The 14,600-nt window shown below is 42.0% G+C and carries 9 protein-coding genes and 1 rRNA gene; 6 read left to right on the top strand and 4 right to left on the bottom strand.

Going from position 1 to position 14,600, the window contains the following annotated elements:
• Positions 1 to 90: 90 nt before the first annotated feature.
• Entirely contained in the window at positions 91 to 2,010 is a 1,920-nt protein-coding gene (locus E7T07_RS10245; RefSeq protein ID WP_135711047.1) for a bifunctional 5-dehydro-2-deoxygluconokinase/5-dehydro-2-deoxyphosphogluconate aldolase, read from the bottom strand.
• A gap of 12 nt (positions 2,011 to 2,022) precedes the next feature.
• The gene (locus E7T07_RS10240) at positions 2,023 to 3,459 is read right to left on the bottom strand and encodes a sugar porter family MFS transporter (protein ID WP_135711046.1); all 1,437 of its coding nucleotides are present in this window, start codon (positions 3,457 to 3,459) and stop codon (positions 2,023 to 2,025) included.
• A gap of 340 nt (positions 3,460 to 3,799) precedes the next feature.
• Here E7T07_RS10240 and iolD point away from each other — a divergent pair, with 340 nt between their 5' ends.
• From iolD to recQ, 6 genes are all read left to right on the top strand, one after another.
• The gene (gene iolD / locus E7T07_RS10235; RefSeq protein WP_135711045.1) at positions 3,800 to 5,743 is read left to right on the top strand and encodes a 3D-(3,5/4)-trihydroxycyclohexane-1,2-dione acylhydrolase (decyclizing); all 1,944 of its coding nucleotides are present in this window, start codon (positions 3,800 to 3,802) and stop codon (positions 5,741 to 5,743) included.
• 71 nt (positions 5,744 to 5,814) lie between these two features.
• Positions 5,815 to 6,711 carry a myo-inosose-2 dehydratase gene (iolE, locus tag E7T07_RS10230; RefSeq protein ID WP_135711044.1) on the top strand — a complete coding sequence of 299 codons (897 nt, stop codon included), beginning with the start codon at positions 5,815 to 5,817 and terminating at the stop codon, positions 6,709 to 6,711.
• A gap of 17 nt (positions 6,712 to 6,728) precedes the next feature.
• A complete protein-coding gene (iolG, locus tag E7T07_RS10225; protein WP_135711043.1) occupies positions 6,729 to 7,739 on the top strand; it encodes an inositol 2-dehydrogenase in 1,011 nt (336 codons plus the stop codon).
• A 96-nt stretch (positions 7,740 to 7,835) separates the two neighbouring features.
• Entirely contained in the window at positions 7,836 to 11,162 is a 3,327-nt protein-coding gene (locus E7T07_RS10220; RefSeq protein WP_135711042.1) for a S8 family serine peptidase, read from the top strand.
• Positions 11,163 to 11,253: 91 nt separating this feature from the next.
• Positions 11,254 to 11,562 (top strand): iron donor protein CyaY, encoded by a 309-nt coding sequence (cyaY, locus tag E7T07_RS10215; RefSeq protein WP_135711072.1) that lies wholly within the window; start codon positions 11,254 to 11,256, stop codon positions 11,560 to 11,562.
• A complete protein-coding gene (gene recQ, locus E7T07_RS10210) occupies positions 11,563 to 13,416 on the top strand; it encodes a DNA helicase RecQ (protein WP_135711041.1) in 1,854 nt (617 codons plus the stop codon).
• 12 nt (positions 13,417 to 13,428) lie between these two features.
• On the opposite strand, the gene E7T07_RS10205 is transcribed toward recQ, so the two are convergent.
• Positions 13,429 to 14,265 carry a glycosyltransferase family 8 protein gene (locus E7T07_RS10205; RefSeq protein ID WP_135711040.1) on the bottom strand — a complete coding sequence of 279 codons (837 nt, stop codon included), beginning with the start codon at positions 14,263 to 14,265 and terminating at the stop codon, positions 13,429 to 13,431.
• A 191-nt stretch (positions 14,266 to 14,456) separates the two neighbouring features.
• Positions 14,457 to 14,572, bottom strand: a 5S ribosomal RNA gene (gene rrf / locus E7T07_RS10200).
• Between the last annotated feature and the right edge of the window lie 28 nt (positions 14,573 to 14,600).

Here is a 14,600-nt window from a genome sequence, read left to right as displayed (position 1 = left end):
TGCAGTTAAAATCGACAAAAAGGGATTTCTTCCGGCGCAAAGTGTATCACTCTTAACGACTAGATGAAATCCCTTATTTCAATTAGGCTACTAATTAGAACGTTGTTTCCATAAGCTAATCAAACGGCGATAACGTGCTGATACAGCTTCAACTAACTGTTGATCATCTAGTTTTCCTGCCAACCAATCTGCTGAAGGTTGTCCGAAGATAGTACGACCTACCGCAAAGCCTCTAACTAATGGTGCATTGGCTGATGCCTTAAAGACTTTTTCAAAGGTTTCTTCCGGTGCATCTAAACCAAGAATCAAAATACCGCGGCAATATGGGTCGTTGGCGTGAATAATTGCGCTTATATCTTCCCATGCTTTTGCTGAAACGCCTGGTAATTTCCACCAATCCGGTTTAATGCCAAGCTCATAGAAATAAGCAAGCATCTCTGCATAATAAGCTTCGTTTTGTTCCATATCCGCCGGCAGAATCAACTCAAGTAATAATTCATGCCCTGTACGACAACAAGCTTGATAAACTTCTTTGAGCTTACGATCCTGCAACGCTTTCATCTCAGCATTATCTTTAGGGTGATAGAATGCGAGACATTTCACCACATGTTCTAATGGCCAAGACGCCAGTTGTGAGCCTAAATCACCATGTTCCAGATTAAGTGGACGAGAAGAAGGTTCTTCAATTGGGCGACCAATCCACCATTTTTTCCCTGTAATGGCATTTAACGCATTTTGACCAAATGTGGTATCAGCAAGAATGCCTGCATGCCCCTCATAAATGCCTTCTTCTTTCGCTGTTTGCTCTGCGGCTTTTAACAATAAGTTTTTTAATTTTGGAATTCGGTTAATATCCGCACCGCACTTATTCGCCATATCAACGAGTTGTTTGCGATGATCAAAGGCGAAAATACATAAATCGTCCCATTCTTTAACTTTGCGTGTGGTGACACGATGCAAATGATTGAGGGTTTCATCTAAATCTGGACGTGGTACAGATTCTGCACGCACAAGATAATTATCTAATTCCACTTTCGTTGGCATTGCTGGTGAACAACCGTGACGAGAAACCACTAACGCACCGCAAGCATTGGCATAACGACAAGCTTGTTCCCAGCCTTCGTTATTTAAATAACCACGAATTAGACCTGACATAAAGGCATCACCTGCACCGAGCACATTTAATACTTCAACGCGTACACCATACACATTGATACCACCATCTAAATCATCAGGAATGTCTTTGCCTTCCACGAAAACGGAACAACCTAGCGCACCACGTTTACAAACAAGTGTCGCTTGACTGACTTTTCTCACATTTTTAAGTGCGGTCAAGGTATCAGTCGATCCACCTGCAATATGGAACTCTTCTTCCGTTCCGACTAACACATCAAAATGGTGCAATACTTCTTGTAAGGATTTGGTCACCGCTTTGGAATCAATAAAACGCGTTTCGCCATCACCAAGGGAGGTTAATCCCCATAAGACTGGACGATAGTCAATATCTAGCAAGCGTTTAACATTATTGCGACCGGCATATTCTAATGCAGTTAGCACAGCTTCTCTGGTTTTTGGATGAGACAAATGTGTTCCTGTAATCGCCAAAGCACGGGCGGAAGCAATATATTCTTCCGTAAAATCATCTTTAGTAATGGCCATATCCGCACAATTATCGCGATAAAAGATAAGTGGGAAAGTATCTTGGTCTTTAATGCCGAGAATCACAAGTGCGGTTAAACGCTCTTTATCCGTGATCAAATGACTCGTATCTACACCAACACGTTCTAATTCTTCACGTAAGAAGCGTCCCATATGTTCATCACCAACGCGCGCTAACATTGAAGATTTCACACCTTGCACCGCTGTACCATAAGCCACATTTCCGGATGAACCACCAAGATATTTAGAGAAAGTTGCAACATCTTCTAGTCGAGAACCTATTTGTTGTGCATATAAATCAACAGCTACACGACCTAAGCAAATGAGATCTAAAGTTTTTTCAGTTTTCATAATCAAATTCCTCTAAGAATAGACGGGTTGTTTTCTACGTTGTTCAAGTTTACTTAACATTAAAGGTTCCATCTTCTCTAAAGAAACACCTTTTGTTTCAGGAACATAACGAATTAAGAAAATAAATCCAATGACACAGCATCCTGCAAAAATCCACATTGGGAATGCACCATGGAATTGCTCGAGTAAATATGGGTTTTCATTCATCATTGGGAAACTTTGTGACACAACAAAGTTGAAAATCCAGTTAAATGAGACAGCTATGGCTAATCCTTGCGCCCGTAAGTAATTTGGGAAAATCTCTCCAATAAGTACCCACATTCCCACGCCCCAAGAGAAAGCATAGAAAATCATAAAGAAAATCATCCCTACTAAGGCAAGATAACCTGTATTTTGGGTGTACATTGCATAAGAAGTTAACAACAATCCCAATGCAGCACCAATCGCCCCTGTTTTCATTAACGGTAAACGCCCTAATTTATCAAAGAGAATGGCGCCAATACCTATACCGACTAACTGTGCGACACCAATCCAAATGGTTTGGAACATAGCTTCTTCAATACTACCTGTAATAGTTTTTAATACGGTTGGTGCATAGTACATCATCACATTCACACCACTTAATTGTTGGAACGTGGCCAAAGCACAAGCAACGATAATGATGAAAATAGCTCCTGGACGCTTAAAATCTACTTTCTGTTTACTCACCTGACCTGCTTCATTCACCATAGATGCTTTGATTTCCGCCAAAAGATTTTTAGCATGCTCTGGATTGGATATTTTAGATAATGTTGCTAACGCCAAATCATCACGCCCACGCATAGCATCCCAACGAGGTGATTCAGGAATAAATCCAACCACTAAGCAGAATAAAAGACATGGAATCACTTCAGAACCAATCATATAACGCCAACCCACATCAACGAGCCAAGCTTCTGTCATACCTTGGGCAATCTTGTAATTCACATAGAAAATAACGATTTGCCCAAAAACCAAGGCAAAATTATTCATTGCAGAAGCTGTACCACGATAATCTTTTGGGGCAACTTCTGCAATATACATAGGCGAAATGGCTGCCGCTAACCCTACTGCTACACCACCAACCATTCGATAAACAATAAACCAGAAGAAACTCTCAACAACGGCAGAGCCAATAGCACTAATGGTAAAAAGTAATGCAGCAATGATTAATGTTTTTTTACGACCAATTTTGCGTGCCATTTCTCCCGAACAAAGAGAACCAATAACACAACCAATTACCACATTTGATACGGCCCATCCCGTTTCAGCAGGCGATAATTGGAAATAAATTTTTAATGCATCAATAGCACCTGAAATAACAGATGTATCGTAACCAAATAAGAGTCCGCCCAATGAAGCAACGGCACAAATACGAATAATATAAGGTAAATTATGCTTTTTCTGCGGTCTAAACGCGATACTGTTCATAATGAAATCCTCAATGAAATTATGATATCTAAGTGAGGATAATTTGAAATATATATTTCAAAAAGTCAAATAGTAAAATTAATTTTTGAGACATAGATCGCAAAATTTGTTTATTTAACTAAAATAATAGCCATAGTATTCATTAAAATCTCCTCTAAAATAGAGAGGAGGATTTTTTTAATCCTCTTTATTTGCAGACGAAAATCAACAAAAAGTGTGATCTGTATCTAATATTTAGAAAAAAAATTTCATAAATATTGAATTTGGAATATTTAAGTGTTCTACTAAGGACGCATTTGAAAGTATTACGAGTTCTAGGCTTAGTTAATAGGAGGTACTCATGAAAACCACGAGACTCACAGTTGCACAAGCTTTAGTGAGATTTCTAGATAATCAGTACATAGAATTTGATGGCAAAGAAATTAAATTTGTCGAAGGTATTTTCGCTATTTTTGGACACGGCAATGTGCTTGGTTTAGGGCAAGCATTAGAGCAAGACAGTGGGGATTTAATTGTTCGCCAAGGTCGTAATGAACAAGGTATGGCGCACGTAGCAATAGGATTTGCAAAACAAAAATTACGTAAACAAATTATAGCATGTACTTCTTCTGTCGGACCAGGCGCGGCCAACATGATCACCGCAGCTGCTACTGCGACAGCTAACCGTATTCCACTTCTCTTATTACCCGGTGATGTTTTTGCTACTCGTCAACCAGATCCTGTATTACAGCAAATTGAACAATCTCATAACCTTAGCATCAGCACAAATGATGCTTTCAAAGCGGTGAGTAAATACTGGGATCGCGTTAACCGCCCTGAGCAACTAATGACCGCTTGTATTAACGCGATGCGTGTATTAACCGATCCTGCGGAAACAGGGGCAGTCACCCTTGCATTACCACAAGATGTCCAAGGGGAGGCCTATGATTTCCCTGAATATTTCCTACAAAAACGCGTGCATCGTATTGAACGCACACCTCCAACACAAGCGATGTTGCAAGACGCATTAAAATTAATCCAAAGCAAGAAAAAACCATTAATTGTGTGTGGCGGTGGTGTACGTTATTCCGAAGCTGCCGAGCAATTAAAAGCCTTTGCTGAAGCTTTCGATATTCCGTTTGCCGAAACGCAAGCAGGTAAAAGTGCGGTGGTTTCTGACTACTATTTGAATGTCGGTGGTGTAGGTGAAACAGGTTGCTTAAGTGCAAATTTATTAGCCAAAGAAGCCGACTTAGTTATTGGTGTGGGTACACGCTATACCGACTTCACTACATCATCAAAATGGATTTTCCAAAACCCTGAAGTGGACTTCTTAAATATCAATATCGCACGTTTTGATGCCTATAAATTAGATGGTGTACAAGTCACCGCAGATGCAAAAGAAACGCTCGAAAAATTGACCGCACTTTTACAACCAACAGGTTACAAAGCGCAATGGGGGAATCAAATTGCGGAAGCAAAAGCGAAATTTGCAGAAGAATTACACCGTATTTACCACATTACTTATAACGGCGAAAAAGATTTCGTCCCTGAAGTGAATGATGCTTTAGATTGTGAAAAAGTCTTTGCGGAATTTACCCAAATCACAGGTTCTCGCTTAACTCAAAGTCGCGTATTGGGCATTTTAAATGAAACCTTAGGGGAAAACGATATTATCGTAGGCGCGGCAGGCAGCTTACCGGGCGACTTACAACGCGCTTGGCAATCTAAAGGGGTGGATACTTATCATCTTGAATACGGTTATTCTTGTATGGGTTATGAAGTGGCGGCGTCTTTAGGGGCAAAAATTGCTCAACCACATCGGGAAGTGTACACCCTACTCGGTGATGGTTCTTATATGATGCTCCATTCCGAACTGGTGACGTCAATCCAAGAAGGCAAAAAAATTAATGTGGTGTTATTCGATAATATGACCAATGGTTGTATCAATAACCTTGAAATTGGACATGGAATGGACACCTTTGGTACGGAATTCCGCTTCAGAAATTCAGCCACAAACCAACTTGATGGTGGATTTATTCCTGTTGATTTTGCAATGAATGCCGCCTCTTATGGCTGTAAAACCTATAAAGTCACCAACGAAGAGGAATTACGTGCTGCCCTTGCTGACGCGGCAAAACAAACCGTATCCACCTTAATTGATGTGAAAGTGTTACCGAAAACCATGATCCACAGTTATGGTAGCTGGTGGCACGTTGGTGTAGCTGAAGTCTCAAGCAAAGAGACAATCCAACAAGCTTACCAAAATGCGGTGAAACATATTGATGAAGCAAGACGTTATTAATTAATCAGCGTACGGACATCCGCGTATGTTCGTACGGAAATCAAATATTTACCCTTGAACAAGGAGATAGCATGAAAGCGGAAAACGTAAAATTAGGTATTGCCCCAATTGGTTGGACAAATGATGATTTACCGGAAATTGGTAAAGAAAATACCTTTGAACAATGCGTCAGTGAAATGGCATTAGCGGGCTTCACAGGGAGTGAAGTGGGCAGTAAATATCCTAGAGATACCAACGTATTAAAACAAAAACTGGCATTACGCGGTATTCAAATTTGCAATGCTTGGTTTAGTACTTTCTTTGTGGATGGTAAAAAAGAAGAAACCATTCAAGGCTTTATTGAGCATATGAATTTCTTACATGAAATGGGCGCAAAAGTCATTGGTTGTTCAGAACAAAGCCGCAGTATTCAAGGGCAGAAAAAAGCGATTTTCAAAGAAAAAACCGTCTTCACTGAAGCAGAATGGCAATTATTAGCGGAAGGCTATAATGAACTGGCTAAAATCGCAGCAGAAAAAGGCATGAAAGTTTGCTTGCATCACCATATGGGTACCGGTATTCAAACCCCAGCGGAAATTGATAAATATATGGAAATCACCAATGACGATGTCGGTTTATTATTCGACTCAGGTCATATCTATTATTCAGAAGGTAGCCAACAAGCGATGCTTGATGTATTAGCAAAATATGTCGATCGTATTTTCCATGTCCATTTGAAAGATGTGCGTGATGACGTGGTTGCCGAAGTGAAAGCGAAAGATCTCAGCTTCTTAGAAGGCGTGGTAAAAGGGACATTTACCGTTCCCGGCGATGGTGTCATCGATTTCCGTCCTATTTTTGAAATTTTAGACAAACACAACTACAAAGGCTGGATGGTTGTAGAAGCAGAACAAGACCCTGCCATTGCGAACCCATTAGAGTACGCCATTAAAGGTCGTCAATATATTCGTGAAGTGGCTGGAATTTAATCGAGAGGAATAAAGAAATGATTAAAGTAGGTATTATCGGAGCAGGTCGTATTGGTCGTGTTCACTCAGAAAGTATTACTAAATATGTTAAAGGCGCAGAAATCAAAGCCATTTCAGATGTGCGTGTCACTGATGAATTAAAAGAATGGGCAAAAGGCATGGGTATTCCCTATGTTTATGAAGATTACAATCAAATTCTTCAAGATCCTGAAATTGATGCGGTATTAGTTTGCTCATCTACAAACACGCACGCCCCCATTTCTATTGCCGCAGCTCGCGCAGGCAAACACGTTTTCTGTGAAAAACCGGTGGATCCTGATAAAGATAAAATTCGTGAAGTATTAGCCGAAGTGGAAAAAGCAGGCGTTAAATTCCAAGTGGGATTCAACCGCCGTTTTGACCATAACTTTAAAGCGATTAAAGATCGCGTAGTCGCTGGCGATATTGGCGAACCGCATTTAATTCGTGTGACATCACGCGACCCTGACGCGCCACCAATCGAATACGTCAAAGTATCAGGCGGTTTATTCTTTGATATGACTATCCACGATTTCGATATGATTCGTTATTTATCAGGTAGCGAAGTTACCGAAGTTTATGCAGCAGGCGGCGTTTTAGTTAATCCTGAAATTGGCAAAGCGGGCGATATTGATACCGCAGTGATTACCTTGAAACTCGCCAATGGTGCTATCGGTGTCATTGATAATAGCCGTAAAGCCGTTTATGGTTATGACCAACGTGCGGAAGTATTTGGCTCAAAAGGCGCGGTTCAAACGAAAAATGATACAGATTCCACCGCAGTTTACTCTTGTGAAGCAGGTGTGATTGCAGAAAAACCAAAATACTTCTTCTTAGAACGTTATATGCAATCCTTTGCCAGCGAAATCTCTTGCTTTGTAGATTCCGTGGTCAACGACAAACCAACGCTTGTCAATGGCAATGATGGCTTACAACCTGTATTAATTGCATTAGCGGCGAAAAAATCATTGGAAGAAGGTCGCCCTGTGAAAATTAGCGAAGTAGCATAAATGCTAAAAAATACATAAACTTTATCACTGCACAAGACGATCGTTACGCTTGTCGAAACTTTCGTCTTGTGTAGCTATTTAATATTAGGAACGGTTATGACAAAACTGGCTCAATACTCACAAACTGCACTGCTTTCCTTTTTGGTTGCAGCCTGCGGTGGCGGTGACGGTTCTTCACCACCAACGCCAATTAATTCTGGTGTTTCCCAAGGGGATCAAAAAGAAAACAATGCCCCAGTCGTAGAAACACCTTCTCATGAAGCAGAGCAAAAGGATATTGCCCCAATTCTATTGCCAAAAGATGAACCAAACAGTTCTGAAGGAACATCGTTCCCTAGCACACCCATAAAACCATCGCTCCCACCCAAAAGTGAGAGTGCAAATGAAAACGAAAGTGCGGTGAATTTCCCCCCTGTTTTGCCGCCAATTTCACCCCAAAAAACAGAACAATATCCACCAACACTACCAACAGAAACGATTCCACCCGAAACCACTCAACCATCTCAACCGGATCCAACGCCTGAAATAGATCTGCCTAAAGAATCAACTTCCGAGCCGGTGACTGAGACGGAAACAAAACCAGAGCCGAAACCTGAATCTCCGATATTGGAACCTGTGCCAAAACCGGAACAGGAACCCAAACCACAACCAAAACCGCAACCTCAGCCGGAACCAAAACCGGAAAACCCTGTTGTGCCAATTGAAATACCGGATACGCCGAAGGAAACACCACAACCGCCGGAAAATACCGAACAGACACCACCCATAAATACCCCAAAACCTCAAATGGAAGCCTTGCGCCAAATGCCATCAATTGAGCAACATGATGAACATAAAATTCATAAGATTGCGGTAATTGATACGGATTTCCCTGCAAGTGGTGATGTTGATGGTACGTTTAAAGATGAAAAAGGCAACCGTCGTCTTTACGTTAATGAAGGATTATGGTGGCGACAAGCAAAAGGTGGCAGACATTCCCATGGCTCACAGGTTGCTGCGGTCATTGCAGTAAATAACAAAACGTCATTGATTTATGGTTATAGCACGGAATCTAACGGCTATACCAGCGTGACCAATCAACAGTTTGAGGAAGCCTATAATCAAGGTGCGCGTATTTTTAATAACTCTTACGGTAATACACCGTGGGAAAGTTTGGTAAAAGAAAAAGGTTGGAAAGGACTATTAGAAAATAACCCAATCAATAAGCAAATGGCTGAAATGGCGGCTAAGGACAGTATTTTTGTTTGGGCAGCAGGTAACGACGGCACAAAAACAAGCACGGGACAAGCCAATCACGCCACCAATGAGTCACATATTCCTGTCGTTTATGAAGAAGCCCGCCGTGGTTGGATAACGGTTGCCGCGGTAACGGGCAATCATAAAAGTGACTACTCTAGTCGCGTAGGTAACGCTGCGCAAAATTGGGGAATTGCAACCCAAGGAGATTGGATGGTTTTCGGTGATGTGCCTACTCAAGGTACTTCTTTCGCCGCACCGGCAGTTTCCGCCGCCGTAGCACGCGTATGGGAAAAATTCCCTTGGATGAGTAATCATTTAGTCACTCAAACTATTCTTTCCACTGCCAATCAATTAGGTACAGATCGTGTCACAGTTGAACCCAATGGCGATATTGGCTGGGGCGTGTTAAATGTTAATCGCGCCCTAAAAGGCCCTGCAAGATTTGATAAACGCCTGCTCATTTCCAGTGACAACGGCTTTGTGACAGCCAATTTCGGTTACCGCCATTATGCGGATAACGATCGACTCACTTGGAGCAATGATATTAGCGGTGATGCAGGGTTTAAAAAGCAAGGAACAGGAACGCTCTATTTTAGCGGCAAAAATACTTACACCGGCGACACCCACATTGAAGGCGGTGTATTAGGCATATCCAATGCTCTAACGGCATCCAATGTCACGGTGTTTGAGCAAGGCACTTTGTTGGCGGAAAACCCTGATAAGAAAGTGGACATCCAGCAAAATCTGACAAATAACGGTTCGGTTGAAATTTATGGGCAAGGTTTAACGGTCGGCAATTACACTGCTTCCGCCAATGCACGCACGATTATTGATATTCATACCGCTGTGTTAGACGTAAAAGGTACGGCAAATTTCAATGGTTCGCGCATTGTGGCGGATGTGGCAAAAGTCGATGAAGTACCGAAGCAACAAGAACAAACGCGCACCATTTTAACAGCGCAAACCTTAACGGGTTTCAATGGCGATTATCGTGTGTCTGACCATATTTACCCGTACATTGACGTGACAAGTATTGCACAAAAAGGAAATAACATTGAAGCAACCTACAAGCGCAACAGCACAGAATATGTATTGAAAAAAGCCAACGCCTTAACGCGAAGTGCGGTCAATACAGGACGCAATTTAGATCGTGTGTTAGATGAAGTGGCAACAACACCCAACAGCGCGCTGAAAGCTCAAGCTCTCGCAGTGTTGCATGCGCAACCACTTGCGGTTTCCCATACGGTAGAATCCCTTTCAGCAGAAATTTATGCTTCAACGCCCAATATTTTGCTCAATGCTCACCGCGCTTTTTCGCGCCAAATTGCGGATCAAGCCATGGAAAAATGGGATACGCAAGACAGCCATCTCTACGCAGCAACGGCTTACCGCCGCTATCACTTAGCACAAACAGGATACCGTAAAGGCGAAGTTAAAAGCGCACAAACCTATGTGGGTGCCGATAAAAAATGGGCAAATTTTGTGTTAGGTGCGGCGGTCTATGTTGATCGCAGTAACGCGGATTTTAGCGGTAGCATAGGAACAGCCAAAATCACACAAACCGGCGCGGCACTTTATGGCGCCTATAAAGGTGAACATGTCTACGCCTTAACAGAATTCAGCACCGCCCATAGTAAAAACCAAATTAAACGTAGCCTACAATTTCCTGATAAACAGCAATTGTTGAGAAATGACGTAAAATCACGCCTTTATGGCATTTACACCGAATTAGGCTACCGATTTAAAGGACAGCTCGCCCAGGGACAACATTGGGAAGTCGCGCCTTATCTTGCTTACCGCACAGACTGGTTGCATCAATCCGCCTTTGACGAAAAATCGCTCTTTGCGTTACGGGCAGATGCCGTTCACCATCGTCTGCCATCCTATGGCATGGGTTTACGCAGCGCATGGCATTGGGATAAATGGCGCTTGAAAGGCAGTATTGCGCATATGTATCAACATCGTAGCCATCGGTCATTCGATTTTGAAGGAAATTATATCGGTGCGCAAAGTGCGGTGAAAATTGAAGGGATTTCAGCACCAACTTCGCTCACCACCGCAAACTTAAACCTCAGCTATGCGGCGACCCATGCCCTAGACTTATTTGCAGGTTATGAATTGAGTCATCAAGCGGGCGGTGAAACAGGCAACGAGATTTCCTTGGGGTTAAGATTTCGTTTTTAAATAACGCTTGGGGTGAATTACATTTGCCCCAACAAGGTGAAAAGCCTATAATTTGCTTCAACTTAATTAACCTTATAATTTAAAGCAAATGATGAATTTAGTGGAATTTCACCAAAATATTGAACAGGTATGGGATAGCATTGAAGAACAATGTGATGAGCAAGGGGCGGATGTGGATTTTGAACGTCAAGGTTCCGTCTTTACCATTACCTTTGCGGATCGATCTCAAATTGTGATTAATAAGCAAGAAGCCATGCTGGAACTTTGGCTTGCCAGCCGTTTAGGCGGTTTGCATTTTGCGTGGAAAGAAAAGGATTGGGTGAACAGCCAAGGTGTACGTTTTTGGGATGCGTTAGCGCAAGCCTGCGCGGCGCATGGTGAACGCGTGGAATTCGCCTAAATGCCCCACACGTCCACAACACAATATACAGAATCAACGAAAAGTGCGGTGAAAATGACCGCACTTGATGCTTTGCACCAAGTTTTTGGTTATCACCAATTCCGCAAAGGGCAAGAAGAAGTGATTCAAGCCACCCTTTCCGGCAAAGACAGTCTGGTGGTGATGGCAACCGGTAACGGAAAATCCCTGTGTTATCAAATCCCCGCCCTTTGTTTTTCAGGGTTGACCTTGGTGATTTCGCCGCTGATTTCCTTAATGAAAGATCAGGTGGATCAACTGCTGGCCAACGGTATTGAAGCGGATTATCTCAATTCCACCCAAACCTACGAGCAGCAACAACAGGTGCAAAATAAAGCCATTTCAGGACAACTAAAATTGCTTTATCTTTCGCCTGAAAAAGCGATGACCAACAGCTTTTTTTCTTTTATTTCCCTATGTCAAGTGAGTTTTATCGCTATCGATGAAGCCCATTGTATTTCCCAATGGGGGCATGATTTTCGCCCTGAATATACCCAACTTGGTGGATTAAAATCCGCCTTTCCCAACGCGCCGATTATGGCATTAACCGCCACCGCGGACAGCACCACGCGCCAAGACATTTTACAAAATCTTCGCTTAAATCAACCGCACTTATACATTGGCAGTTTCGACCGCCCGAATATTCGTTATACCTTGGTGGAAAAATTCAAACCGATGGAACAATTGTGCAACTTTGTTGCTGCCCAAAAAGGCAAAAGCGGCATTGTCTATTGTAATAGCCGCAACAAATCGGAAAAAGTCGCTGAAGCATTAAGAAAGCGCGGTATTTCTGCGGAACATTATCACGCGGGCATGGAATTTTCCGAACGAGAACGAGTTCAACGGGCTTTCCAACGCGACAATATTCAAGTGGTCGTCGCCACCATTGCTTTCGGCATGGGGATTAACAAATCCAATGTACGCTTTGTAGCTCACTTTGATTTATCGCGTAGCATTGAAGCTTACTATCAAGAAACCGGGCGAGCGGGGCGTGATGATTTGCCGGCGGAAGCGGTGCTATTTTATGAGCCGGCGGATTATGGTTGGTTATATAAAATTTTAATGGAAGAACCCGAAAGTCCACAGCGCGATATTAAACAGCATAAATTAGAAGCCATTGGTGAATTTGCCGAAAGTCAAACTTGCCGCCGTTTAGTGTTACTCAATTATTTCGGTGAAAATCGCCAAACGCCTTGCAACAACTGCGATATTTGTTTAGATCCGCCGAAAAAATATGACGGTTTAATTGATGCGCAAAAAATTCTTTCTACCATTTACCGCACTGGGCAACGTTTTGGGGTGCAATATATTATTGGCGTGTTGCGTGGATTGAATAACCAAAAAATTCGTGAGCATCAACACGATCAACTGAGCGTTTACGGCATTGGGAAAGACAAAAGCAAAGAATATTGGCAATCGGTTATTCGCCAACTGATTCATTTGGGGTTAATTCACCAAGTGATGAATGATGTGGGCGTGCAATTACAACTCACAGAAAGCGCGCGTCCTGTTTTGCGTGGTGAAATTCCTTTAGAACTTGCCACACCAAGACTTTCGGCTATCGCTACCGTCTCCGCCCCACAAAAAAGTGCGGTCACCAATTACGACAAAGATCTCTTTGCGCGTTTACGTTTCCTACGCAAACAAATTGCCGATCGGGAAAATATTCCGCCTTACATTGTCTTTAGTGACGCAACACTACAAGAAATGTCTCTTTACTTACCAACCAGCAAAGTAGAAATGATGCAAATTAACGGTGTGGGCGCAATAAAATGGGAACGCTTTGCTCAGCCCTTTATGGCGATTATCCGAGAGCATAAAGCACGTTTGGCATAATAAGTTGCCCCTTTAAAACTTCAATTGAATACTGCCTAACGGTAAATGAACGAGCACTTCCCAAGGTAAATGATGATATAACCGAAATAAAGACACTACACTCATTATATCGACATTGTTGTCTAAAATGGGCTCAAGTGGCTTGATTGGACCTGTAAAATGTAAAATAAATGGCGCAATTTTACCCCCCCCCCTCAGTGATTGTTTTTTATACAAAACATGATCCAATTGGTAATTGTACAACCTATCCAGTTTTAACCAATTATCCTCAAAATAAACGTTCAATACATCCTGATCACCAAAAATCAGTTGATTTCTCAATTGTTGAGTTAATGTAGTCAGTGCTGAATTTATACCTACTGCACGTGTTGCATCCAAATACAGCACACCAGCGTTGAAATAATTCTCTTGTTTATAAGGGTGGTTTGGTAAGGCGTTCACATAAGGATCGGATACTGCAGCAACAGGGTAAGAAGAAGTACGTAATGCGTTAAAAGGTGCGCGAACATCACCATTAATCACAATATCGCAATCTAAATAAAGCCAATATGGTGTTGAAGCAAAAGGGAAAAGTTCTTCAATATAATAGCGCAAATAAGTAGCTTGCGTGATATAGCCATTTTCATCAAAAATATTCAAATTCTCAGGGGGCAAATAACAAAGCACCAATTCTGACTGGCGTTTGGCAAAATGCTCTCTCAAGGAATCAGCCCAAGCAGACGGAATATCCCCCGTATGCAAGACGAAAACAGACAATTTTTCATTATGTGCCAATAAGGATTTCAACGAAATTTCGAGATAAGGAAGATAATTTTTATCTGCTGCCAATAAAATATTTATAGGTTCCATAATATTCCTTTATGCAAAATCTAATTTCAGGGGCTGTTTATTATTCAAATTGTTTTTCAGGTGTAACACAGAAATTGTGACTGATTAATCAAATACAATTTTGTCTACTATATTTCTCTTATTGTAGTTATTATAGTTTCTAAATGCAAAAAAGCCCGAGTATCTCTACTCGGGCTTATCTTTCTATTCTTACCTGGCGGTGACCTACTCTCACATGGGAAGTTCCCACACTACCATCGGCGTTACGGCGTTTCACTTCTGAGTTCGGCATGGGGTCAGGTGGGACCACCGCACTATCGCCGCCAAGATTATTCTTTTGATGACTTTATCTTAAT

Origin of the sequence: Actinobacillus porcinus (assembly GCF_901764995.1) — a bacterium.
Lineage (GTDB): Bacteria > Pseudomonadota > Gammaproteobacteria > Enterobacterales > Pasteurellaceae > Exercitatus > Exercitatus porcinus.
Note: the sequence above shows the minus strand (reverse complement) of the source record. Positions and strands in the feature narration are given on the sequence as shown.